This is a genomic window from Candidatus Neomarinimicrobiota bacterium (genome assembly GCA_016784545.1).
Lineage (GTDB): Bacteria > Fidelibacterota > UBA8477 > UBA8477 > JABMPR01 > JABMPR01.
In genome coordinates, this window is record JADHUM010000016.1 from 19,458 (window position 1) to 44,977 (window position 25,520).

Genomic DNA, 25,520 nt, shown 5'->3' on the forward strand with positions numbered 1-25,520 from the left:
ATGCCCACTCCTTGGTCTGTGGCATTTATCAAATTGTTAGATTGCTTGCATACCAGCAAGTGGTGCCATCTTGTATATTGTCCGAATTGAGGAATGTATAGAAAGGTAAACCATGTATAAAAGAATCCTGAGTATAATTGTCACATTTGGAATAATAGGTGGTCTATTCGCCGCCAGCAATCCAGTCTCTGAACGCTCACACCTGAATCTGAAGTCATTCGATGCAAATCATTCTACTTTAGAAGCTACCACACCAGAATTTTCAATTGGTAGAATTAGTTTTACTCAGGGGGAATATGATTTTCTAAATACCGATCTGGATGGTCAAATACGCCTCATTGGCGCACCTGACCTTCCAACTACCTCAACACTTCTGGCTGTGCCTGCCACAGGGGATATCCAGGCGGAAATCTCATACAGCTCCATTCGTATCGAAACCAATGTTGATCTTGCACCCTTTCAACCAGTACAATTGGAAGCACAGGCAAGTAATGGCGAATTCGCTATTGATAGAGAAATCTACGAGCAAAACGCATGGTTTCCACAATCACCTCTCATTCTTCATGAACGTATCCAAATGCGCGACCTGACTCTGGTGACTGTTGAAGTAAGTCCCTTCCAATACAACCCCGTTACCAAGGAATTGCGTATTTATGAGGGTTTGGAAGTTAGCTTGAATCACAGCGAACCTCTTATAGCCCCAGATCGACCCATCTCAAGATTTTTTGAACCTATCTATCATAACATGGTCCCCAATTCAACCCTGGTCCTCGAACCAAATTATCAAATACCTTCCATCCTTTTTATTCATCCCGAAAATTCAACGGTGATAACTGTACTTCAGGCACTCCTGGATTGGAGACATGAAAAAGGTTTTGAAGTCCACAGTGCCAGCACGCTTCAAACGGGTACCTCCAACTCTTCCATTAAAAATTACATCCAGACAGCTTACAATACCTGGATAAATCCTCCTGAGTTTGTCGTGTTGGTGGGAGATGCAGGTGGAACCTTTAACATTCCAACCTGGATAGAGAATTTCTCAAATTATAACGGTGAAGGTGATCTTCCTTATGTTCATCTCGCTGGTTCAGATTACATCGCTGACGCCTTCGTTGGAAGACTCCCTTTTGGGTCTACAAGTGAATTTACCAATATCATCAGCAAGATTTTGAATTATGAAAAGAATCCCAGCACCTTTGATACAGACTGGTACACCAGGGCACTTCTGGTAGGGGATCAAGCCTCCTCAGGACTTTCCACAATCATGACCAATCGGAACATCAACGAGTTATTGGAAGCCAATGGATACCAGGACAATTTTGAGGTCTATGGCGGTTCATTTGTCAGTCAGATTGCTTCGGGAATCAATTCTGGAGTTTCCTACTTTAACTATCGTGGATGGTTGGGAATGAGTGGATGGGGAAATAGCAATACTTCATCCCTTACCAATGGAGCTAATTTGCCCTTCGTAACTATTTTGACCTGCGGAACCGGTAGTTTTCAAGGTGATTCTCGTTCAGAACAATTTCTCCGCGTAGGTACCACTTCTGTACCCAAGGGTGCCATTGGCGCTGTCGGCACAGCAACGTCTGGAACCCACACCCTATATAACAACTGCGTATCTGTTGGTATATACCACGGTATCTTTAGTGACAAGATTTATTATGCAGGAGCTGCAGTCGAACGTGGTCGTTTGAATCTGAATCAGACCTATCCCTCCACAACAAGTGATTACGTGAAAATTTTTAGTCACTGGAATAACCTTATGGGTGATCCTTCAACTGAATTGTGGACTGGTGTCCCTCAAAACATCCAATTGGATGCTGCTGCTCAAATTCCAGATGATGCTCATTATCTGGATATTACTGTTCTGGATGAATTCGACAATGCCATAGAAAACGCCTGGGTTACCCTCACCGGGAACAATGTATTTGTCTCCGGTTATTCAGATGTGGATGGCATGCTGGTCCTTGATCTACCAGACATTCTACCAACTGTGATGACCTTGACTGCTACCAAACATAATTTCAAACCACGTCAGATCGATGTGGCAGTAAGTAGTGACAATTTTGCTGTTTTGATTGATGCAGCCACACTCAATGAGACTGTTGGTAATAGTGATGGCATGCTTAACCCTGGTGAATCAGCTCAGTTTGATCTAACCTTTTCAAACCATGCTGCTACAACTATCACAAATGTTTTTGTAACAGTTGCTGGTGAGAATGCTCCCCCTGTGGATTATTTTTATGCCAGCCTGACTGCAGGTACCAGTGTGGTCCTGAATGATCAAACCTTCACCCTGCCAGCAGACTATCCAGGGATGGCCAAATATGATGTGGCAATACATGTGAGTGCTGAAGGCGCCTCATATACTGATCATAGAAGATTTGATGTCTATGCACCTTATTTACAGGTCCATACTCTGGCTGAACCAGGTTTTCCACCATATTCTTTTGATCCTGGTGAAGTAACAAATCTGGTCCTTCATGCTGAAAATATTGGAACTCTGGGCAGTAGTAATTTGACTGCCACATTGTATTGCTCTGACCCGAATCTTGAACTGGTTGATTCAGTTGCAGTCTTTTTGGATGCTGAACCAGGCGCATCCACAAACAATGTTGCTTCTAGTTTTGAAATTAACATCAACACCCAGGTAACTGTGGGTGTTCAAATCCCCATCCAGGTTGAATTTACTGATGATAATGGATTTGTAGAAATGGTGTCCCTGCTGCTACCTATTGGAACACCTGGCATAGACGATCCAACTGGCCCGGATGCTGGTGGTTACTTCTGTTACGATAGTGAGGATCTGGCCTACGCTCTGGCTCCCGATTATAATTGGATTGAAATTGTACCTGGAATGGGTTCATATACTGGAACCCTGGTTCCCCTCAATGACAATGGAAATAATCAGGAAGACATCGTTACTGTGAACCTACCATTTGATTTCGGATTTTATGGAGAGGATTACAATCAGGTATCTATCTGTTCTAACGGATATATCGCTCTGGGCGCTAGCGAAACCGCTCTTTTTAGAAATTATCCAATGCCTGGTCCTCTGGGACCAAACCCCATGATAGCTGCCTTTTGGGACGATCTGGTCATGGGTAGTGGTGATGTATATACCTATTCCAATGTTTCAGAGCATATTTTCATAATCGAATATCATAATATGCAAAATGCCTTCAGCGGTGATCTTGAAAAATTTCAGATCATCCTCTATGATGCCGACTATTACGGCAGCACTGACGGCAATGGTGACATTAAAATTCAATATCACACCTACAATAATAACAATGCTGGTTCCAGCTTTTCATCTTCCCACGGCCAATATTCCACCACAGGAATTGAAGACCATACTGGCCAGCTAGGTATGCAGTATACTTTTAATAATATGTGGGCCGAAACCGCTCACGTGTTGACTGATGAATCCGCTCTCTTCTTTACCACCAGGACAGATGCTATTCTGCCATGTCCAGGTTGGGGTAGAGGAGATATCAACAATGATGGATACCGTGGTGTCCAGGATCTGGTGATTCTCATCAATGTCATGCTTGGTGCAGGTGAATTTGGTGAATGTGAATTTTGGGCCGCTGATAAGTCCTTGGATTCTCTCATAGATATTAGTGATGTGGTCCTGTTAGTGGATGAAATCATGGGTGTTGGTTTGGCTCGTGTAAGCCAATCTGAACCTAAGGCTGATTTCATTATTGAGGATGGAAGTCTCGTTCTTCGGGCCTCACAACCTGCTGAAGCTTTTAGTTTCACCCTGAAGTCTACCACGCAGCCAAGTATCATGAATTATCCTGGTTTGACCATTACATCAAGGGAATCGGATGAGGGTCTCAAAGTGCTGGGCTATTGGACTGGAGAGGCACCCCTTGAAGTGGAGATATTAAAAACCCAGGATACTCAGTTTGAAATTTCTCATACTCAGGTAGCTGGTGCTGCAGGTGTGATGATGAAATCAGGGACCACGCTCATACCTGAAAGTTTTGAGATTACTTCGGTTTATCCCAACCCATTTAATCCAACAGTAAATATCAGTTATAATCTTCCTGTAGCAGAAGAGGTGTCTATACACATCTACAATGCCCTGGGACAAGAAGTGAATTACTCAACAAGTCAGCTTCAAGCTGGTCAGCATATCTTCACCTGGAATGGTGTAGATCAGCACAATCATTTGGTAAGTTCTGGCATCTATTTTGCCAGAATCACAACCGCTGATGCCAGTCAAATGGTTAAGCTGACCTATCTGCGTTAAGCGTTGGAGAAGATCAAAGGATCGCCCATGAATAAGAACCTTTTGCTCGTTGAAGATGATGCTGAAATCATCAGCCTTTTAAAGGAAGGTCTTCGTTATGAAGGGTTTGAGCTCACTATCTCAAAAGATGGAGATAGTGGTCTTGAAAAAGCACGTCAGGGAGACTATGGTCTCATTCTTATGGATTGGATGCTCCCTGAAATATCAGGCATTGAAGTGGTAAGAGCTTTGCATGAGGACAATGTTCATACTCCTGTCATTATGCTCACAGCTCGTCATGATGAATTGGATAAGGTAGCCGCTCTGGAAGCTGGCTGTGATGATTACATCACCAAGCCTTTCAGCATCAAGGAATTGGTTGCCAGAATAAATGCTGTCATGCGTCGTGCTGCATCCAATGTAATGGATGAAGAAGGAAGTGTGCGTAAGATCAGCAAAGGAGAGCTGGAAATCGACCTGGAAAAACGGGCTGTTTCCATCCGTGGCAAAGAGATTCAATTAACAGCAACTGAGTTCAACCTCCTAACTCTGCTGATCCGTCAACCGGGACGCGTATATAGTCGGAAACAGCTATTAGATATCGTCTGGGATTACTCTTTTGAGGGCTATGAGAATACGGTGAACACTCACGTCAATCGTCTCCGCTCCAAAATCGAGAAAAATCCCAACAATCCTGAATATGTCCTCACCGTCTGGGGTGTAGGCTACAAATTTTCTGACGAGATTGGTGTATAAGCACCTCCCATGGTCCAATTCAGCCATATCCCGCTATATCGCACTCTGACCTTTAAAGTCTCTATTGCGCTTATAGCCTTTTTTATTCTGAACGGGGTTCTATTGGTCCTATGGAATCAGGCTGATATTATGAATGACCTGGAAATTGATATTCAGACAGCATACCGCTATACAGCTCTAGAAATCACCGAAGAATTAGAAAATCCCGAAACCGACATTAAAGACATGTCGGTTTTTTTTGATTCACTTGCTCAGTATTATCCAGGAATGGAATTATTTCTGGTTGCTCCAGATGGGGAGATCCAGGAGCATGGCAGCTATGTACCCTCACAACTCATCAACAGCCATGTTTCAATTGATGCCATCTATTCATTTCTTCAAGCAGATACCAACGATTATCCTATAGAGATAGCAATCCCAACAGCAACAGATCTTGATTTTGTATTCTCTGCCGCACCCCTGGGGTCTGCCGCAGATCCATACGCTTATGTCTTAGTGACCATGGTTGAAGGTGGGGAAGATGTAGTTGTAACCTGGTGGGAAGAGTATGGTGCCATACTTACACGGACCATCCTATTTAGTCTCATTATTGCTGGCTTAGCTGGTATCATATTCTGGTATTTTCTAACAAGGCGTGTTCAAAACGTTGCACATGCCGTCCAAAATTATCGAGCCGGGGATACTCGTTTTGTCCTGAAAGATGAAGCCAGTGACGAAATTGGTCATGTCGCAATGCATGTTGGCGATATGATGGAACGTATCGATGCCATGTTTGGTGAATTAGGTCTTAAGGAGAAGATGAGGACAGAGTTATTAGCTTCTGTCAGTCACGAACTTCAAACGCCACTTACTGTCATGCAGGGTAATATTGAAACCTTGGTGGAACACCGCGAAAAGATGAGTGAAGAAGATCTTAGCATGAAATTGGGAGCCGTCTACTCACAGGTTCGACATATGAGTGCCCTGATTGATGATATGTTTGATGTTGCCATACTTGAAACAGGTCAGATGCGGATCAACGCAGAACCTTTCCCCATGGTTGAACTGGTTGAAGATGTACTTCAGAGCTATGCATTACTCCTGGATCAATCAAAGATTGCAGTTGAACGCAATTTTCCTGAATCCATTCAAACTGTGAATGCTGATCCTCTTCGAATTCGTCAGGTCATCCGAAATCTCTTGAGCAATGCTATTAAATTTTCATCTCCAGGGGATACAATTCGTATCACGACTGAGGTTAAATCAAACGAAATTCTCTCATTTCGTATAGAGGATACTGGTGTTGGTATTGCAGAAGACGATATCAGTAAGATTTTTGAAAGCTTTTATCGTTCCAAGCAGCAACTAGAAAAAACCGTCAAGGGCACCGGTCTGGGATTACATATTTGCCAGCATATTCTTAAGCTCCACAATTCAACTCTGGATGTGAAGAGTCGTCTGCACATTGGCAGCACTTTTTCTTTTGATCTTAATCTCTACAAAGAAGTTGTAACGATTTAATCTGGTCCATCTCTAAATTCTGTTCACAAAAAGAAGGAAATTATCATGAGTGAAGAAATCACCACTCCAAGTGGTCTAAAATATGTCGATGAAGTAGTTGGTTCCGGTAAAGCCCCATTAAGCGGGCAGGGCGTTGTAGTTCATTATACTGGTACCCTAGAGGATGGAACAAAATTCGACAGTTCAGTTGATAGAAACAAACCTTTCAGCTTCACTATTGGTGTTGGCAGAGTTATTCAGGGCTGGGATGAAGGGGTTATGACCATGAAGGTCGGTGGCAAAAGACGTTTGATCATTCCTTCTGATTTAGGATATGGAGCCCGAGGCGCTGGTGGTGTTATCCCTCCCAATGCGACCCTGATCTTCGATGTCGAATTGCTGGAAATCCGCTAAATATACATATAAAATGACCCCTGCAGAACTCAAGACAGTCCTGAATGAGCATCCCCTCACTTTGCTTTATTTCTCCACACCTACCTGTAACGTGTGTAAGGTGCTGAAGCCTAGAGTAGAAGCCCTTTTGGAGGAAGAACCTCCCTGGCATTTTCAGTATATGAATACTGAGGAATCCATGGAAATTGCCGGGCAGCACCTCATCTTTGCTGTACCGACTCTCTTACTTATGGCAGACGGTCGCGAGATAGCCAGGCTCAGTCGCCATTTCGGCATGCATGAACTGGAACAACCCATCCGACGCTACGCTGAACTTTATAATCAGGTTGAGTCTTAGATCTACCTAAAGCCTGTCTCTCTATGTTAAGATATTTACTCTTACGCAATCCTGGTCACAACAGGGTGTACTATTTGGAGTCAGAAAAACTGGCTTTAGCTGAGCTATCCCTTACCTGCCAGCGACTAGAGCAAACATGCAGACATATTGAATCAATCGATATTGCCGGTATCAATTATCTCTCATTCACTGTGGAAAAGACCCTAAGTGAGCGTGAGCTTGAATGGCTATCCAGACTTTCCTTCATCTTTGCACTTTTTGTTCAAGAAGTTGACAACGAGGCACAGCTGAAGCCTGTTGCCCTCATACCACCAACTCATCTTGATCCCAAAATTTCCATGTTGCTCAAGTACTCAGGAAAGACCAACGAAATTTTTACACGAATGATGATAAACGTAGGTTTGGTCTCAAGTGATTTTGGGGTTGAGGATTCCATTCAACTATTGGATCCAGTCTCTGGCAAGGGAACTACTCTCTTTGAAGGAGCTGTTCGTGGATTTGATGTGACAGGGATTGAAACTGAGCGCAAAATGGTTCATGAGACCACCATCTTTTTCAAAAAATTTCTGGAGCAGGAAAAATTCAAACATTCCCTGGGCAAACACGCCATGTATTCCAGCAGTACTGGCGGCGAAGCCTCTGTTCAGTTATTTGAATATTCCAAAGACAAGCAAGGCTTCAAGGCCGAGGGTTCCAGAAAGCATCTGGCCCTGATCGCTGGCAATGCCATTCATTCCAGACGTTACTTTAAAGCAGAAAAATTTCATCTCATCATAGGTGATTTACCCTATGGTATCGCCCATGGAAATAGAGCGAAGAAGAAGCACAACTCCCGCACCCGCAGCCCGGCTGAGTTCATGGAAGTCTGTTTACCCGAATTTCACAAGATATTGAAAACAGGGGGGACTCTCGTGTTAGCCTGGAACAAGTTTGTGTGGCCCCGTGAAGATTTTGTCGAGCTTCTTGCTGCCAAGGGCTTCAAAGTCTTAGATGCTGATCCCTATGATCAATTCACCCATCGTGTGGATCAGTCGATAAAGAGAGATATTGTAGTAGCCCGCAAAGCCTGATTCGACGCCCTAACTTGTTAATTAGTCAGAGCTAACATATATTAGACCCTCACTCTGGAGGGGACATGAAATCAAAAATATTTCTAAGTTTGTTGTTTTTACTCCATTTCGGTTATGCCATTGAGGAGCATCAGCTCTGGAATGGTAATCAGATTAATAATTGGTGGGATAACACCGGTAGGATCACTTCGCATGTCGCTACCGGGGATGCTGGGATGGAATGGCCTGCTGGTAGTGGTGATACTCCCATATATACAGCAGGACTATGGATTGTTGCAGGAAGCGTTAACGGGCAAGAAAATTATAGGAGTGCCGCCTCAGAATTTACCACAGAATGTCTTCCTGGTCCCTGGGGCTCTGACCCAGATGCACCAGAACACAGGATATATAAAATTCGATCTGCAGATGGACGAGTCAATCCTGACTGGGATGTCTGGCCAGTTGATCAGGGTGCACCGTGGATTGATGTGAATGAAGACGGTGAATATGACCCTGCCATTGATAGTCCTGATGTAAAGGGAGATTTGTACTATTGGACAGTTTTCAATGACGGCAACGAAGGTAGACACAGCTATTTATGGGCCACACAACCACTTGATATCGAAGTTACAGCTGCAATGTATGGCTATGAGGGTCCCAGTCCTTTGGAGAACACACTATTCCTCGAATGGAATATTAGAAATGCAGGATCAGACCAGCTTGACTCAGTAATCCTGGGGATTTGGCAGGATATTGATCTTGGTAGTGCTATCAACGATTACCCAGGCTGCTCTCCAGATTTAGATCTGAGCTATCATTATGTAGGAAGACTACCTGATCAGGACTATGGGTTCTTCCCACCATCAGTAGGGTTTTCAATCCTTCAGGGACCTATCGTGCCCTCTATCGGAGATACGGCCCATGTTTCAGGTGAACTTATCCCAGATTATAAGAACCTACATTCCACTGCTTTTACTCCTTTTTGTGCCGTTGAATGTCCGGATCCTCAGACCGTCGAAGAAGCTTACCTGAATATGCAGGGTCGTGATCATGATGGAAATCTTTACGTAAATCCAACAAACAATACTCCAGAACCATTCAGCTTTACGGGAAATCCACTAGATGGATCTGGCTGGTTGGCTGTAAATGAGACATTTCCACGTGATTGGCGGGGCATTCTGTCTACTGGTCCGGTTAGCCTGTCGCCAGGCGAAACACAGCAGATGGTTGCAGCGTGTGTGGTTTCTCCAGGAAATGGTCCTCTGGCGGCTTTAGCCGCCCTTTTTGATGATGTTGAAACTGTACGGGAGATTTATGATGCACAGTTCAGCAATTTGGATGATCTGGTTCTGGTTTCAGAAATCGATGTACCTCATAACACAGAAAGCTCGGGACCTTTCACCTTCCAGTTTGAGATTCTTGATCCCACAAACCAATGGGATAGTCATACAATGAGTTATCAACTCGATGATATCTGGACCAACACTTCAATGACTAATATGGGCGCATCGGTTTGGCAGGCTGAACTCCCTGATTTTCAAGTTACCAATACGTCAACTTTGGCTTATCATCTTGTCCACTATGATGGTGAAGGCAATTTCGATCACTGGCCATCTGGAGCCCCCTACAATAACAACTTGTTCACTTTTGGACCAGATCTTGAAGCCCCTGTAGTAGCAGGATTACAAGAGCATTACGATGTACACTATCAGCTACCATTTTCAAAGTTGGTGACAATTGACACTGTTTCTGACAACAGATTCGGGATAAATGAAATCTGGCTAAACTGGACTATTGGCGGAAGTGATATTATGACTGCTCCTATGGTAGCCATTGATACAAATGAAGTGGAATGGGTGTTTAATAGAGTATTTCTCGGAGATATGTCTGATGTTGTAGGACAGATGGGAGATACTGTCAAATATTGGGTTAATGTTCAGGATGGTAGCAACCAGGGTAACCTTGGTAGTTCAGAAATTCGGAGCTTTATCGCCAGCAATCAGGAAACAATCGGAGATTTTGATCATGCCACTGATCAAATTGGGATTGTGGATTGGCTCTCCTTCGAGAATGGTTCTATAGTTCCATTTTCTGATGGAGGGAATCATTGGGGCAAAGTTATCCAAACCCCATTGAACGCTAATATTGCTAGCTACGACACACTGGAAATGCTCAGAGAGTTGGATCTTTCATTTTTTGATTTTGGTTGGATCAATACACGCATGGCTGCCAATTTCGGTGACGAGAACAATTATGGCTTAGTTCAGATTAAAACCAATGGCGGCTATTTGACCATCGACTCGCTATCTGGATTCATCATGCCGGATACCCTATCATATGATCTTTCACCCTTTCTACCAAATGTAGCCCTAGGTATCCGTTTTATCCTCCACAGTGCTCAAGGTGTCGCGCTCTGGATCCTGGATGATATGATATTCCATACTGATCCAAATCTGGTGGGTATCAAAACAGCTGGTCTGCAGCCCCTGACCTTTTCGCTTCAGCAAAACTATCCCAATCCCTTCAATCCCATCACGAGTATTGTTTACACACTGCCAGAACTCATGGATGTTGAGTTTGAGATATTTGATGTGAGAGGTCGCCTGGTGAAAAGCTGGTCTCTGGAAAATCAGAGCGGAGGAGAGCACAAATTGTTCTGGGATGGTACCAATTCAGCCGGTGAGCTTGTATCCACGGGTGTTTACATCGGCGTCATCAAGACGGAGGACTATCAGTCAACAATTAAGATGGTATTGCTCAGATAGGAAGAAAATCATGTGCAATCGTGTCGTCATGTTTCTGATTTGTGCAGCTTCGCTCATTGCTGCAGGAAACCCTTCCCATACTTCAGATCTCAGATCACTGGATCATTATTTATGGGAAGGGAATAATATTCGAACCTGGATTGGAAACAATGGCACACTTGTTTCCCACATTCCCACGGGACAGGCTGGTCTCGAATGGCCAAAAGATTCAGGTTACACAGCAGTTTTTACTGGTGGTCTCTGGCTCGGAGCAGGACTGGTTGATGGACAAGCAGATATCAGAACGGCCATGTATCAGTACTCAACTGAATTTTCCCCCGGTGCATTAGGTAGTGATCCAGAGGCAGTCGAGAATAAAGTTTATTCCATTAATTCGGGCGACAATGTTTCCAATCCGGATTGGCTCAATTGGCCAGTAAATCAGGGTGCACCCTGGATTGACGAGGACGGGAATCATGAATGGGATCCAAATGTGGATTCCCCCGCGATTAAAGGGGATCAATTCTCCTGGTGTGTCATCAATGATGGCAACGAAGAGAATCATAATAATTTGTATAGTACGCTACCATTAGGAGTGGAGATCCGGACATCAATATATGGCGTTGATGTGGAGGGGAGACCCGCTAACACCATCTTCTATGAATGGAATATCAGGAACGCTGGTGAGCATGTACTTGACTCTGTTTTTGCTGGTGTTTGGATGGACCCGGATATTGGTTATAGCAGTGACGATTACGCTGGCTCAGATCCTGATTTGGAAATGTCCTATGCCTATAATGCTGATTCCATTGATGCTGACTATGGTTCCGTTCCTCCAGCAGTAGGAGTGATGTTTATCAGGACCCCTCTGGTACCGGCGCTAGGAGAGATTGGGTACAACGTGCATGGTGCAGTTGAGGACCATCGCAATGTACCCATGAAGGCAAGTCTAATCTGGTACTGCGGAGGTAGTCTCTGTGGACCGGACACACCCGGTGAAGCTTTTAATCAAATGAATGGTCTGGATAACGAAGGTGACTCTCTTATGGATCTCGATAACCACCCAACAACCTTCATGTTGACCGGGGATCCAGCCACTGGTGAAGGTTGGACAGAAGCTAACGCCGAGAGATTATCTGGGGATCGCTATTTTCTCATGAGCGCAGGTCCATTTTCTTTATCTCCTGGGGAATCCCAGGATTTTATATGTGCTCTCATGCTCGCGCAGGGGACAAACAATCTAAACGCCATAACTGAATTGAGATCAACAGCTTCAGATATAAGACTATTGTGGCCTCAACTGTTTGAAACCACGTCTATTAGAGACGACCTCGACCAGATGCCCGGGGACTTCGTGCTGCACCCGGCTTATCCCAATCCTTTCAATCCTATCACGAGTATTGCCTATACGCTGCCAGAGCAGATAGATGTTGAGTTTGAGATATTTGATATAAGGGGTCGCATGGTAAAAAACTGGTTCTTTGCAAATCAGACCAGAGGAGAGCACAAATTGTTCTGGGATGGCACCAAAACCGGCGGTGAGCTTGTATCCACCGGAGTTTACCTCGGAGTTATCAAGACGGGGAGCTATCAGTCAACAATTAAGATGGTTTTACTAAGATAGAGAAGATCGAATGAGCCCTCAGGTGCTCAATATCAGTTCTCGATTTTGACAATTACATCCTCTGGCATGGGCCCAGCTGGTGTCTGGCTGGTTTGATTCCTAATGGCTTCAATTTCAACAAAATCAAATAAACGACCCTGTCCTATGCCTTCACATTCTTCTTCAATCAATTTCCAGCGATATTGGGATTTCAAATTGGCTTTCCAGAATGGAAAAGTTCGACACTGAGTTGGGCGTGCCTCATAGATGGTGCAGCCATTTTCACCATAGAAAATGCAATTATCACCATCATTCTTAAACACATATTCGCCTTTATGTAGATCCATATAGGTCGCAGTAAATTTGTTGACGCTCAGATCAAGATGTTTGGCTGCAAAGCCTACATCTTCCAGTGTGGGGTAGACAAAGCCCCCTCCCAACTTACAGCAGGCTCCACAACCCGTGCATTCAAAATGCAATCCTCTCGCATAGAAGCGTTCTTTAGGAGTAGATTTTGACAAATTAGAATAAACCTTTTACCAGTCCACCATCCACCACTATAGACTGTCCAGTGAGATAGCTGGCTCTGGTTGAGGATAGAAACGTAATCACCGCTGCCAGCTCTTCTGGTTGGCCCAGACGCTTCATGGGAATGTCCTTGGCGATAAGGGCAGGGTCTGCCAGATCACTATGCAATTCTTTAACTCGCTCAGTATCATGGATACCAGGCAGCACCATATTCACCGTAATACCGTGTTCTGCAACTTGAGCTGAGAGTGTCTTGGCATATCCAGTCAAACCAGCGCGGGCTGTATTGGAAAGGATGAGTGAGTCAATGGGCTGTTTCACTGAAACTGAAGTAATGAATACTATCCTGCCCCAACCTTTAGTACGCATTCCCTCCAGGACTTCCTGAGCTGAATCCTTCATGGCGATCAAGTTACCCTGTAAGGCATTATTCCACTGATCGTCGCTTAGACTATCATAAAATCCTGCTGAGGGACCGCCGTTATTGGCTACCAGAACATCGATAGAGCCCCAATTTCCCTCTATCTCATCTAGCATGGTGCGCCGTGCCTTTGGATCCGCCAGATCACACACAAAACCCTGAACTGTAGCACCAGTAGCTTTGCTGATTGATTTAGCAGCACCTTGAATTCGCTTTTCATCCCGTGAGCAAATAGCCAATCGACAGCCTTCTCGAGCCAGTTCCAGAGCTGCAGCATATCCAAGTCCAGATGAGGAACCTTGAACCAGCGCAACTTTATTTTTAATACCAAAATCCATAATATTTCCTTACTCAAAAAATTCGTGATATGATAGGATGGCGATAGCTGTAGGGAAAGGAACAAATCGTGGCTAATCCTGTTCACATCACTGGTACTACGTCTATATTAGAAGGCTTATTATGAATAAAGGAAACAATAAATAAATGGATATCTACTCACTACTTCTGGCTGTCCCAGCCATCCTCATTGCATTAACATTTCATGAGTTTGCCCATGGTTATGTGGCCTATCGCTTTGGTGATCCCACTGCAAAGAATCATGGACGACTCACGCTTAATCCCTTAGCTCACCTGGACCCTATGGGTACCATCATGATCTTCCTGATTCACTTTGGCTGGGCGAAACCCGTCCCCGTGGATCCACGTTATCTGGGAAATCCTAAACGGGATATGATGTGGATTGCTGCTGCGGGTCCCCTCATGAATATGGTATTGGCTTTAATTTCCGGTATTGTGATTCGGATTTTTATTGGAGTTGGCCTGGCAAGTAGTCAATCAGGTGAAACAGCCCAAATAGTTTTTCAAATGTTGTACTATTCACTGTATATCAATCTAGCCCTGGCCTTTTTCAACCTTTTGCCCATTCCGCCCTTGGATGGATCGAAAATATTAGCCGGAGTACTTCCCCACAGGTATGCACCTACTCTTTACCTCATCGAATCTCGGGGACCCATGGTTTTATTTGGGATTATCATGTTTGGATGGATTACAGGATTTCATGTTTTAGGTGTCGTTATTGGTCCCTTTATCAATGTTTTTTCCCACTTATTTTCAGGAATCTAATGCCAGAACTGAAGTATGCTAAAACCCGTCGATTGAGACGTTTTGAATCTGCAGAGTCAGATGATAGACGCATTCATTTTCGACGTATGACCTCGGCCTACCCAAAGCGGAGTTTCGTAGGTCTATTGGTCATGGCTGGGATGGTGGCATATATTCTCTATTATTTATCAAAAGTCTAAAGGTTTGACAGATGCAGAAAATCGTTGAATGCGTACCAAATTTTAGTGAAGGTCATGACCTTGCTCTCATCGAGCAGATCACGTCATCAATTGCTCAGGTTGAAGGTGTCACTCTGCTGGATGTGGATCCAGGTGCAGATACCAATCGTACTGTTGTCACTTTCGTAGGTGGACCAGAAGCCACTGTTGAGGCAGCCTTTCAAGGCATCAAACGCGCCTCTGAACTCATCGATATGCGCAAGCACACAGGAGCCCATGCTCGCATGGGAGCCACAGATGTCTGTCCATTCATTCCCGTCAGTAATATGACCATGGAAGAATGTGCCGAGTTGTCACGTATCTTGGGTAAACGAGTCGGTGAAGAGTTGAATATCCCAGTTTATTTGTATGAATATTCCGCCGCCACGCCAGAACGTGAAAATCTTGCCAATATCAGGGCAGGGGAATATGAAGGTCTCTCAGAAAAATTGAAGAACCCACATTGGAAACCTGATTTCGGAAAAGCTGAGTTTAATGCCAAATCCGGGGCTACGGTTATGGGTGCCCGCAAATTCCTTATCGCCTACAATGTGAACCTAAATACTCGGGATACCAAAAAAGCCACTGACATTGCTTTAGAGATTCGCGAAGCTGGCCGGAATGCCCGAGATCCAAAAACCAATAAGTTTATACGCGATGAGAATGGAACGCCCATCAAGCGACCTGGCACGTTAAAAGCTGTCAAAGCTGTGGGCTGGTACATTGATGAATACAACATGGCACAAATTTCCATGAATCTGGTGGATATGGCGGTCACACCTTTTCACATCGCCTTTGATGAAGTGGTCAAACAGGCAGATTTGCGAGGTCTAAGAGTTTCAGGAAGTGAGCTCGTAGGACTCATCCCACTCACTGCTATGCTGGATGCAGGTAAATATTATCTCAAAAAGCAAAACTCCAGTACCGCGGTATCCAACGCAGAACTTATCCGAATCGCCATCCAGAGTATGGGTTTGAATGAAATCGCTCCCTTCAATCCTCAGGAACGCATCATTGAATATCAATTAGGATCAAAAGACGAGAAAAATCTAGTCGATATGGGTGTGACTGAGTTTGTAGATGAATTGGCATCAGACTCACCAGCCCCAGGTGGAGGCTCCGTTTCAGCATTGGCTTCGTCCATGGCTGCAGGTCTCACCAATATGGTGGGTGTTTTGACCTTTGGTAAAAAAGGTTACCAGGACAATTGGGATGAAATTGAAGATCTCAGTAATCAGGCTCAGAGCTTGAAAGATACATTCCTGTTTCTTGTAGATGAGGATACTCGTTCATTTAACAATGTCATGGCAGCCATGCGCCTACCCAAAAAGAGTAGTGAGCAACAAAGTGTACGTCTTCAAGCGCTCCAGGAAGCGACTATTTATTCGGCTGAAGTCCCACTGAAGGTAATGCGACATTCGCTTGATATCATGAAACTGGCAGGACGTATGGCAGAAATTGGCAATCAGAATTCATTGTCAGATGCTGGTGTAGCGGTGCTGCAGGCACGAGCTGGACTGGAAGGCGCTGCTCTTAACGTGCTCATAAATGTTCCTGGAATTGATGATCAAGATGTCGTCAAAAAATTCAAAAATGAAGTTTCAAGCTTGAAATCTGAGTCTGCTACTCTGGCAGATAAAATTCTCTCAGCCATGACAAGCAAACTCCTAACCCCTAACGCCTAACGATCCTTTAAATGTCTCGAATCCATATTCTCCCTGATATTCTGTGCAACAAAATCGCTGCTGGCGAGGTTGTTCAACGACCAGCCTCGGTTGTCAAGGAACTGGTGGAGAATTGCATTGATGCAGAAGCCACCCGCATTGAAGTAACCATCAATAATGGTGGTCGCGACCTCATCCAGGTCATTGATGATGGAGTCGGTCTGGATAAAGAAGAACTAGGATTAGCCCTGGAACGGCATGCAACCAGCAAAATTGCCGAAATTGATGATCTCTTCCGTATAAGAACCATGGGTTTTAGGGGAGAAGCGCTGCCCAGCATTGCTTCTGTTTCCATGATGGAACTGGTATCCCGAGCACGAGAAAGTGATGCTGCATTTTCTCTGGAGGTCCAGGCTGGAATAGCTGGTGACGTTCAACCTATTGCCTGGGAGACGGGCACTCGGATCACAGTTAAAAATTTATTCTTTAATGTCCCAGCCAGGCTCAAATTTCTAAAGGCGAAACGGACAGAGCTCAACCATATAATTGACCGTGTAAAACCATTGGCTCTCATATATCCAGAGATTGCCTTTAAGCTCGTGGCAGATAAAAAGGTCATTTTCGATTTAAGGGCAGCAGATCCAGAAGAACGTGTGGCAGCTATTTTTGGAAGTGAATATGCCAATAAAATTATTAAGGTAGAGGACAATCGTGGGAACATTAAGGTTTCAGGTTTTATTGGAAATCTCGACCTTGTGCGTGTTGCCCGAGGTGAGCAGTATCTCTCCATAAATAATCGCCCGATTTCTGATCGCCTGATAAATAATGCGGTTTATCAAGCTCATAAATCTCTGATTCAACGCGGCGAATTTCCCTTCTATTCTTTGAATATATCAGTTCCCCTCAATGAAGTGGATGTGAATGTACATCCCACAAAAACTGAAGTAAAATTTAATGATGAGTGGCGGGTCTATCACGTTGTAAAAGAAACCGTTGAGAACGGTCTTCGCCAGACCTTGAAAATGTTACCCAGCTTCCAGAACCGTCCACAGGCTGCGCCTCTTTTTTCTGAGACAAATACTAATTCACCTCAAACTAGTTTCGTTGTACCGGGTTCAAATCAGTATCAGGATGATGCACAAGCCCGCAGTGCTGAAGAGAGTGAAATTCTTCAAAAAGCCCGACAATTTAGCCAGGTTTTGGATCGAGATTCGGTGGAGAAGAAGCCCCAGCGAGAACAAGGTGGATTTATCTGGCAAGTTCATAACACCTACATTCTCAGCCAGATCAATAATGGCATAGCTATAATCGATCAGCACGTAGCCCATGAACGGATTCTCTATGAAGAAGCGCTGAAGGATATGGACGAGAACAAAGGGACATCACAGCAGCTACTTTTTCCTGCTACACAGGAGTTTTCAGCTGATGATTACACGCTTCTTGTTGATATCATTCCCTCTTTAAATACGCTGGGCTTTCGCTTGAGAGAATTTGGTCCTCAGACTGTATTGGTAGAGGCCGTTCCTACTGGAATGCGAGGTGGGAGTGAAGGTATCATTCTTAAGGAAATAATTGATTACTACAGAGAAAATCGGGTGTTCGATTATTCCCCCTCAAAACGTCTTGCTGCATCCTACTCATGCAAGGCCGCTGTGAAAGCCGGGGATCCACTGACGGAGGAGGAAATGCGGGTACTGGTGGATCGACTTTTTGCCACAGAAAACCCATTCTATTGCCCACATGGCCGCCCAATCATCATAAATCTGAGCATAGATGAATTGGATAAACGTTTCGAGCGCCATTAACCCGAAGCCAAAGCCATCACATTGGTCTCCCTGATATGCTATTGAACAGTGGATCATTTTAAACTAATTAGATGAAACCCCTTCAAATCCATAATCAAACTCTGGATAATCCTGAACACGATTATCTGATCTTAGCCGGCCCCACAGCTGTTGGAAAAACAGCTACTGTCATGAGTCTGGCTGAGAAGCATCATATTGAAATTGTCAGTGGTGATTCCAGGCAGATATATAAATTTATGGATATTGGTACTGCCACACCTGAAAGGGAATTACTCAAGCAGCTACCTCATCATCTGGTAAATGAACTCACTCCTGATGTGGTCTGGAATGCCGCTGATTTTTATCGGAGAGCTCGTAAACTTATTATTGAAATATTGGATAGAGGTCACATGCCGGTAGTGGTTGGAGGCGCAGGAATGTACCTGGATGCTCTGCGTTTTGGGCTCTTTGAAGAACAACATAAGGATCCCCAGATACGGCAGAAATATCAATCCAAAGTTGAGGCTGGCGAAGCGGAGCAGCTTTGGACTGAATTAATGGAGCTGGATTCAGAATATGCTGGGACTTTCCATTTTAATAATCTTAAAAAGCTCATGCGCGCTTATGAGATCTATGAGTCCTCAGGCATGATACCCTCCAAAGCTTTCTCTACTAGTTCAGATCCCTTTGCAAAACAGGCTACGCTTGTGGTGCTGGACCGAGATCGAAAAATTTTGTATGAGCGGATAAATGAAAGAGTATTGAGCATGCTGAAAAATGGGCTTATTGACGAATGCCAGGCGCTACTGAATCGTGGATACCACCCCGATCTTTATCCAATGAAGACCATTGGATATAAGGAGGTCTATGCGTTTTTAGCTGGTGATACGGATGAAGCTGGCATGATTGACGCCATCCAGCAAAACACGCGAAATTTTGCAAAGCGTCAACTCACCTGGTTTAGAAACCATCACTTTGACTATTGGATTGATCTAGGCAACCACTCTGGAGCTTGAGCTTCTTAAAACCTCTGTGGTTTAGCTCATAAACCTGTACACTTCGAGAACCTCAGTGTCCAGCCTAAACCATAAATACATCAAAGACTTCGTTTCCTGATTATTTGCGATTAGACAAGCAGTGATTATCTTTGTCCAATTCAAAAGTAGTACTCATGCGGTATTTATCCCTTCTGGTTCCCAGGGCAGAATGAAAACACAGGTTTAAATCAGTACAGATTGATAAGTTTGGGGGAAGCACAATTTCCAAAGTTTATCCAGATAGTATTACAAAGAATTATACAAAAATCACAATTCCAGGGCACTCTATCTGGCTGAGTATTTTGTTACTCTTCGGATCCGGTTTATCTCAGGATATTAGATTTGATCAAATATCGGTTAATGAAGGCTTGTCACACGTAAGCGTGTGGAACATTTATCAGGATAGTTACGGATTTATGTGGTTCGGGACCGCGGCCGGACTGAATAAATATGATGGATATAACGTAACTGTCTATAAACACGATCCGGAAGATTATACCACCCTTAGCAGTAATTTCATCTCGGTTGTTTTTGAGGATAAATCCGGCATTCTATGGATCGGTACAGGCGGTGGGGGTCTTAACAAATACAACCGCGAATATGACTCTTTCTCACAATATTTGTACGATCCTAAGGATAATAAAAGTATAAGTAGTAATAGTATATTCTCAATTTATGAGGATAGGGAGCAAATTCTTTGGATCGGGGTAGAGAATGGAGTTCTAAACAAGTTTGATCGTAAAGAAGAAAAATTCACACGCTTCGAAGTTGATAATTCAAATATTGGTTTATCCATCTACAATTTCATTAATTCAATATGTGAGGATAAAACCGGTAATTTATGGATCGGGACCAACCTTACTGGATTAAAGAAGTTTGACACCAAACAAGAAAAATTTATTCACTATAAACACAATCCTGAAGATGTTAATAGCCTGAGTGATAACAGTGTATGGTCCCTGCAGGTTGATAGAGCGGGTGATCTATGGATTGGTACAAAAACAGGCGGTCTGAATCGATTTAATCATGAAAGCAATTCATTTAGACTCTTTAGGCACCATTCAGATGACTCAATCAGCATAAGTGATGATGCGGTTCTTGCGATACTCGAGGACAAATCAGGAATACTTTGGTTAGGAACGGAGCATGGAGGTTTGAATAGATATAATCCCAAAAATGATGCATTTGCAGTGTATAGAAACGAATCTACCAATCCCTTTAGCATACAGGATAATACAATTTGGTCACTTTTTGAGGATAGATTTGGCGTTATATGGATAGGCACGCAATTCGCAGGAATAAATAAATTTGACAGAGAAAAAAAGGGGTTTCTCCATTTCAATTCAGAACCTGGAAATCCTAATTCATTAAGCAGTAATGCTATGGGACCCATTATTGAAGACAGAATGGGAGAAGCATGGATTGGTACATACTACGGATTGAACAATTATGATCCCGTCAGTAAAATGTTCACCCGCTATTTCCATCAACCGAATGATCCTTTTAGTCTAAGTTCTAGTAGTGTAACATCAATTCATGAAGATAATTCAGGAACTCTTTGGATTGGAACTTTCGACGGCGGACTGAACTGGTATAATCGAGAGTTAGACAATTTCTCACATTATTCAAACGATCCCAACGATTCTACAAGTATTTCTGGTACTAGTATTACCTCAATTTTAGAAGATTCATACGGGCAACTATGGGTAGGGGGTAGCTTTGGCTTGGACCGGCTGGATAAAAAAACGGGGAGCTTTACCCATTGTCTCAACAACCAAGCCGTCTGGAGAATTTATGAAGATCGTGAGAATGAGCTCTGGATTAGTACGGGTCGTATTTACAAATTTGATAGAGATTTGGATTCTTTCCAGGAATACCTTTATGGGTCAGAAGAGAATAATCAATTCTCCAATCATACCGTTTTAACTATTGGGGCGTCAAAAAAAGAATCGGGGATACTGTGGCTGGGAACAAGTAACGGGATAATACGGCTTGATAAAAATAAGAATAAATCTAAGCATTACTCAAAGAAGAACAGCGAATTACTTTGTGGTGACGTATATGGTCTCGTAGAGGATAAGCAGGGAAATCTTTGGCTGAGTACAAATACGGGAATTATTTACTTCGATCCCACTTCAGGTAAGGCAAAAAATTTCGACATTGATGATGGTTTGCAGGGTAAACTGTATAATGAAGCTGCATATTTCCAAAATAAACGTGGTGAGATTTATTTTGGAGGGATGAATGGTTTAAACCTCTTTCATCCCGATAGCCTGGTTGACAATCCATATGGTCCTGAGATTTCCTTCATCGAATTTAAAATAAATAATGCTTCAGTTGCGATTGGAGCAGATTCTCCATTGAAACAACATATCTCTGTGACCAAAGATATCGTTTTATCCTATGACCAAACTGATATTGAGATTGAGTTTGCTGCTTTACATTATTCTTATTCATCTAAAAATCAATATGCCTATCAATTGAATAATTATGATAAGGATTGGCGCTATGTAGGAACTGACAGAACAGCGAATTATACTAATTTAGATCCAGGTGAATATACATTTATTGTAAAAGCGGCAAATAATGACGGTGTGTGGAATGAAGAAGGAATTGGTCTTAATATTGAAGTTTTACCCCCCTGGTGGGAAACCAGATTTGCATACACTATATATTTCTTGCTCATCACCTCAATAATCTATGTAATCTGGCGTTTCCAGATGAGCAAAGTGCAGCTGAAACACCAGGTTGAACTGGAACACCTCGAGGCTGAACGCTACCATGAGATGGATCAGCTAAAATCCCGATTTTTCACCAATATCTCACATGAATTCCGCACCCCCTTGACTCTTATCCTGGGACCAATCGGAAAATTGCTATCCAGGGTTGAAGATGAAGACCATCTACGCGAGTTGAACCTCATGCAGCGTCATGCAAAACGACTGTTGGAGCTGGTGACACAACTCCTAGATCTGTCGAAGCTAGACGCAAAACAGATGAAGGTACAAGTATCTCAACGCAATATTGTCCCACTAATGAAAGGTCTGGTCCTCTCCTTTTCATCATTGGCAGAAAGCAGGCAGATCACCCTGAATTTCAGCTCGGATCATGAGGCAATTTTGACCTATGTCAATCCTGATACAATGGCCAAGATTATCAACAATCTGGTGTCAAATGCCTTCAAATTCACAGAGCCTGGGGACAGCATCCAGGTTCATATCACTTCGAAAAATAAATCAGATTTAAGCGCTGAAGGTGAGGCTGTTATCACGGTAAAAGATACAGGTGTTGGTTTCCCAGTTGAACACAACGCCAAGGTTTTTGACCGATTTTACCAAGTAGACGATAGCGCGACTCGTGAACAGGAAGGCACAGGGATTGGATTAGCCCTCACAAGAGAACTGGTAGAGCTAAGCAAGGGTAAGATTTCGGTTGAGAGTGAGCTTGGGGTCGGAACGATATTCACACTGAGCTTTCCCCTAGGTAAAGCACACTTGAGCTCAGATGAGATTGTCAATTCAGATGTAGTTGAGACTGAAGGTGTTGAGGAACAACAATCCCAGACCGAGGAACCGATGTCAATGGATCAATTAGCACATGTCTCCAATCAATCTCTTCCCAAGGTTTTAATTGTCGAAGACAATGACGATTTACGTCGCTATATCAGGAGTTTTCTGAATGATAACTACCAGTGCCAGGAAGCTGAAAATGGTCAGGAGGGACTAGAAATCGTACTGGACAAAATGCCTGATCTGATCGTCAGCGACATCATGATGCCAAAAATGGACGGAATTGAATTCTGTAAGCGGATCAAGGGTGATGAATACTCTAGTCATATTCCGGTGATTCTACTTACTGCTAAGGCTGACGTGCAGAGCAAGTTGGAAGGGCTGGAGACAGGCGCTGATGATTATCTCACAAAACCCTTTGAAGCTGATGAGTTGCTGGTTCGTATTAAGAACCTTATCAATCAGCGGCGTAGGCTCTGGGAACATTTCAAGCATGAAATCGACTTCAAATCTTCTGACCTTACAACAAACTTTGTGGATGAGCAATTCCTGAATAGAGTGATTGCGGTCATTGAGAAGCATCTCAACAATCCCGATTTCAATGTGGAACAGTGCTCACAAGCTATGGGTACAAGTCGCCAACACCTCTATAGAAAACTTAAAGCCTTAACCAATCACACACCACGAGGATTTATCCGCAGCATTCGTTTAAAACGAGCAGCCCAATTGTTAATCAACAATAAAGCGTCAGTTTCAGAAGTCGCTGTTCAAGTCGGATTCTTCAACCCATCTAATTTCTCTAAAAGCTTCCGGCAACAATTTGGATTATCACCCTCCGCGTATCTAAAGCGACATTCTTAATCGGATTAATACTTCCTGTAAATTACACCTGAGCAGCGTCCAAAATGGGCTGGCGTCACAGCTCACGACTGACCCTATCCACAATTTTAGCCGAATGTTACCTGGGGAACAGAAACTGTTTCCTGGGTAACAAATTACTTGTTCCAGTCATCCTATATTTAGCAATGAATTGATAAAGTCAGGGGCTTGGAGGGAGTATATCTCAATCCGGATTCAATACTTTAGCTCTTTGTATTTGCGAATCCAGATGGGCATGTCTCTGAGGCCCCTTATGAATTATGGGAGAAAAATGAGCCAGACCTGACAGCGTAAGATTAAAAGGTCTAGAATAGGAAGGAAGACAAAAATGAAAGTTTTTTCGATATATGCAATAGCCAGGCGTTGGATTCAATACTTCTTTTTTATCCTGATATTTGGAACACTGCAAACTGTTTTTACGCAAGCTTTCGGGCAGTGGGAAAAAACCATTATTGATGATGACATCAATTTAGCTGTTTCTATTGATGTTCAGGATTTGGACGGTGATAATAATCTGGATTTGATTGTGACAAATGCCCTGGGAGCTGAAATTGTGTTGTACCAGAATGATTATCCAATCTGGAATAAAACTATTATCGATGATGTTACGGCTACTTTTGCGTATTGTGGCGATATAGACAGTGATGATACACTGGATGTCGTAGCTATGGTATACTTTGAGGGGCGCTTAGTATGGTATGAGAATAATTACCCGGTCTGGACTCAACATACTATCGATCCGAATACGGACCATGGTGATTTTATCGTGGTTGCCGATTTTAACAACGATGACAAACCTGATGTGGTAATAGCGGGTGATTATGTTGATGGTGGTGACGTCGTCTGGTATGAGAATAATTTTCCTGACTGGACGAAACATGTCATCGAATCAGGTTCAAGTAAGTATCCATCTCTAAATGTCTGTGATATTGACGGAGATGGACTCCTTGATGTAGTTGCCACAATGGAGGAAGAAAATAAAGTTGTCTGGTTTCAGAACGAAAACGATGGGCTATCGTGGACCAAGTATATAATCGATGATAGTATGATGGGGGCTTTCGGTATAAACAGTGGTGACATTGATGGTGATGATTTACCCGAAATAGTGGCTACATCACGTACTGCGGATATTGTTGCATGGTACGAGAGACAGGACACGACGTGGACAAAAAATGTAATTGATGCAAATTTTACAGGGGCCAACATACCGGATTTTGCTGATGTTGATGGTGATGATACACTGGATGTAATTGTTACAGGACTCGGCAATAAAGTGGTATGGTATGAAAATAACCACCCCTCCTGGCCGCAACATATCATAGATCCAGATATAGAAGCACCCAGATTATTCGTTTATACGGATGTTGATGGAGATGATTCAGATGAATTGATAGTAGCAGCTGGAGAATGTGTGGCATGGTATGCGAATCCTTATAATTCTGCAACAGCGGTGGTTTCAGATATCGCACCAACCCGTCATGTACTTTTGCAGAATTATCCCAATCCCTTTAATCCAGTCACAACAATTAGCTACAACATTCTTGCTGCTGCTGAGGTAAGTCTAAGCGTGCATGACATAAATGGAAAGACCGTAAGCATACTTGCTGACACTCACCAACAAGCCGGCGCTTACAAAATCCGCTGGGATGGCACCGATGATTCAGGGATACCAGTGAGTACAGGAGTGTATTTCTGTCGACTACAGGCAGAATCTTATAGCAAAACCATTAAGATCGTACATCTCAAATAGTATC

The 25,520-nt window shown here is 43.5% G+C and carries 17 protein-coding genes; 15 read left to right on the forward strand and 2 right to left on the reverse strand.

The window, feature by feature from the left end; genetic code table 11:
- Positions 1-112 precede the first annotated feature (112 nt).
- From ISR87_05295 to ISR87_05330, 8 genes are all read left to right on the forward strand, one after another.
- Positions 113-4,264, forward strand: coding sequence for a T9SS type A sorting domain-containing protein (locus ISR87_05295; GenBank protein MBL7024852.1), 4,152 nt, complete (start codon positions 113-115; stop codon positions 4,262-4,264).
- A 27-nt stretch (positions 4,265-4,291) separates the two neighbouring features.
- Entirely contained in the window at positions 4,292-4,999 is a 708-nt protein-coding gene (locus tag ISR87_05300) for a response regulator transcription factor (protein MBL7024853.1), read from the forward strand.
- 9 nt (positions 5,000-5,008) lie between these two features.
- Positions 5,009-6,499, forward strand: a complete 1,491-nt coding sequence (locus ISR87_05305; GenBank protein MBL7024854.1) for a HAMP domain-containing histidine kinase — start codon at positions 5,009-5,011, stop codon at positions 6,497-6,499.
- Between the two features lie 45 nt (positions 6,500-6,544).
- On the forward strand, positions 6,545-6,892 hold the full coding sequence (locus tag ISR87_05310) for an FKBP-type peptidyl-prolyl cis-trans isomerase (GenBank protein MBL7024855.1): 348 nt from the start codon (positions 6,545-6,547) through the stop codon (positions 6,890-6,892).
- 13 nt (positions 6,893-6,905) lie between these two features.
- Positions 6,906-7,229, forward strand: a complete 324-nt coding sequence (locus ISR87_05315; protein ID MBL7024856.1) for a thioredoxin family protein — start codon at positions 6,906-6,908, stop codon at positions 7,227-7,229.
- A 74-nt stretch (positions 7,230-7,303) separates the two neighbouring features.
- Positions 7,304-8,299: a hypothetical protein gene (locus tag ISR87_05320; GenBank protein MBL7024857.1), complete on the forward strand. Its 996-nt coding sequence runs from the start codon at positions 7,304-7,306 to the stop codon at positions 8,297-8,299.
- Positions 8,300-8,364: 65 nt separating this feature from the next.
- A complete protein-coding gene (locus ISR87_05325; GenBank protein MBL7024858.1) occupies positions 8,365-11,043 on the forward strand; it encodes a T9SS type A sorting domain-containing protein in 2,679 nt (892 codons plus the stop codon).
- 10 nt (positions 11,044-11,053) lie between these two features.
- Complete coding sequence (locus ISR87_05330; protein MBL7024859.1) at positions 11,054-12,646, forward strand: T9SS type A sorting domain-containing protein; 1,593 nt, start codon at positions 11,054-11,056, stop codon at positions 12,644-12,646.
- A 32-nt stretch (positions 12,647-12,678) separates the two neighbouring features.
- Here the strand turns inward: ISR87_05330 and ISR87_05335 are convergent, their stop codons facing one another.
- Positions 12,679-13,146 (reverse strand): YkgJ family cysteine cluster protein, encoded by a 468-nt coding sequence (locus tag ISR87_05335; GenBank protein MBL7024860.1) that lies wholly within the window; start codon positions 13,144-13,146, stop codon positions 12,679-12,681.
- A 1-nt stretch (position 13,147) separates the two neighbouring features.
- Positions 13,148-13,912 (reverse strand): SDR family oxidoreductase, encoded by a 765-nt coding sequence (locus ISR87_05340; GenBank protein ID MBL7024861.1) that lies wholly within the window; start codon positions 13,910-13,912, stop codon positions 13,148-13,150.
- 145 nt (positions 13,913-14,057) lie between these two features.
- Between ISR87_05340 and ISR87_05345 the strand changes: the two genes are divergently transcribed.
- From ISR87_05345 to ISR87_05375, 7 genes are all read left to right on the forward strand, one after another.
- Positions 14,058-14,696 (forward strand): site-2 protease family protein, encoded by a 639-nt coding sequence (locus ISR87_05345; protein MBL7024862.1) that lies wholly within the window; start codon positions 14,058-14,060, stop codon positions 14,694-14,696.
- A complete protein-coding gene (locus ISR87_05350; GenBank protein MBL7024863.1) occupies positions 14,696-14,875 on the forward strand; it encodes a hypothetical protein in 180 nt (59 codons plus the stop codon). The genes ISR87_05345 and ISR87_05350 overlap by 1 nt, the downstream gene beginning before the upstream one ends.
- An 11-nt stretch (positions 14,876-14,886) precedes the next feature.
- A complete protein-coding gene (ftcD, locus tag ISR87_05355; protein MBL7024864.1) occupies positions 14,887-16,578 on the forward strand; it encodes a glutamate formimidoyltransferase in 1,692 nt (563 codons plus the stop codon).
- An 11-nt stretch (positions 16,579-16,589) separates the two neighbouring features.
- Positions 16,590-18,362, forward strand: coding sequence for a DNA mismatch repair endonuclease MutL (gene mutL, locus ISR87_05360; GenBank protein MBL7024865.1), 1,773 nt, complete (start codon positions 16,590-16,592; stop codon positions 18,360-18,362).
- A 71-nt stretch (positions 18,363-18,433) separates the two neighbouring features.
- Positions 18,434-19,357: a tRNA (adenosine(37)-N6)-dimethylallyltransferase MiaA gene (miaA, locus tag ISR87_05365; protein MBL7024866.1), complete on the forward strand. Its 924-nt coding sequence runs from the start codon at positions 18,434-18,436 to the stop codon at positions 19,355-19,357.
- Between the two features lie 389 nt (positions 19,358-19,746).
- Positions 19,747-23,748 carry a response regulator gene (locus tag ISR87_05370; GenBank protein MBL7024867.1) on the forward strand — a complete coding sequence of 1,334 codons (4,002 nt, stop codon included), beginning with the start codon at positions 19,747-19,749 and terminating at the stop codon, positions 23,746-23,748.
- Between the two features lie 346 nt (positions 23,749-24,094).
- The gene (locus ISR87_05375; GenBank protein MBL7024868.1) at positions 24,095-25,516 is read left to right on the forward strand and encodes a VCBS repeat-containing protein; all 1,422 of its coding nucleotides are present in this window, start codon (positions 24,095-24,097) and stop codon (positions 25,514-25,516) included.
- Positions 25,517-25,520: the final 4 nt, after the last annotated feature.

What these genes read in the sequence shown, in the direction of transcription:
- ISR87_05305 (MBL7024854.1), top strand. Translation starts at nt 5,009, where the DNA reads ATGGTCCAATTCAGCCATATCCCGCTATATCGCACTCTGACCTTTAAA.
- ISR87_05375 (MBL7024868.1), top strand. Translation starts at nt 24,095, where the DNA reads ATGAAAGTTTTTTCGATATATGCAATAGCCAGGCGTTGGATTCAATAC.
- ftcD (MBL7024864.1), top strand. Translation starts at nt 14,887, where the DNA reads ATGCAGAAAATCGTTGAATGCGTACCAAATTTTAGTGAAGGTCATGAC.
- ISR87_05340 (MBL7024861.1), bottom strand. Translation starts at nt 13,912, where the DNA reads ATGGATTTTGGTATTAAAAATAAAGTTGCGCTGGTTCAAGGTTCCTCA.
- miaA (MBL7024866.1), top strand. Translation starts at nt 18,434, where the DNA reads ATGAAACCCCTTCAAATCCATAATCAAACTCTGGATAATCCTGAACAC.
- mutL (MBL7024865.1), top strand. Translation starts at nt 16,590, where the DNA reads ATGTCTCGAATCCATATTCTCCCTGATATTCTGTGCAACAAAATCGCT.
- ISR87_05300 (MBL7024853.1), top strand. Translation starts at nt 4,292, where the DNA reads ATGAATAAGAACCTTTTGCTCGTTGAAGATGATGCTGAAATCATCAGC.
- ISR87_05325 (MBL7024858.1), top strand. Translation starts at nt 8,365, where the DNA reads ATGAAATCAAAAATATTTCTAAGTTTGTTGTTTTTACTCCATTTCGGT.
- ISR87_05315 (MBL7024856.1), top strand. Translation starts at nt 6,906, where the DNA reads ATGACCCCTGCAGAACTCAAGACAGTCCTGAATGAGCATCCCCTCACT.
- ISR87_05310 (MBL7024855.1), top strand. Translation starts at nt 6,545, where the DNA reads ATGAGTGAAGAAATCACCACTCCAAGTGGTCTAAAATATGTCGATGAA.
- ISR87_05330 (MBL7024859.1), top strand. Translation starts at nt 11,054, where the DNA reads ATGTGCAATCGTGTCGTCATGTTTCTGATTTGTGCAGCTTCGCTCATT.
- ISR87_05350 (MBL7024863.1), top strand. Translation starts at nt 14,696, where the DNA reads ATGCCAGAACTGAAGTATGCTAAAACCCGTCGATTGAGACGTTTTGAA.
- ISR87_05295 (MBL7024852.1), top strand. Translation starts at nt 113, where the DNA reads ATGTATAAAAGAATCCTGAGTATAATTGTCACATTTGGAATAATAGGT.
- ISR87_05345 (MBL7024862.1), top strand. Translation starts at nt 14,058, where the DNA reads ATGGATATCTACTCACTACTTCTGGCTGTCCCAGCCATCCTCATTGCA.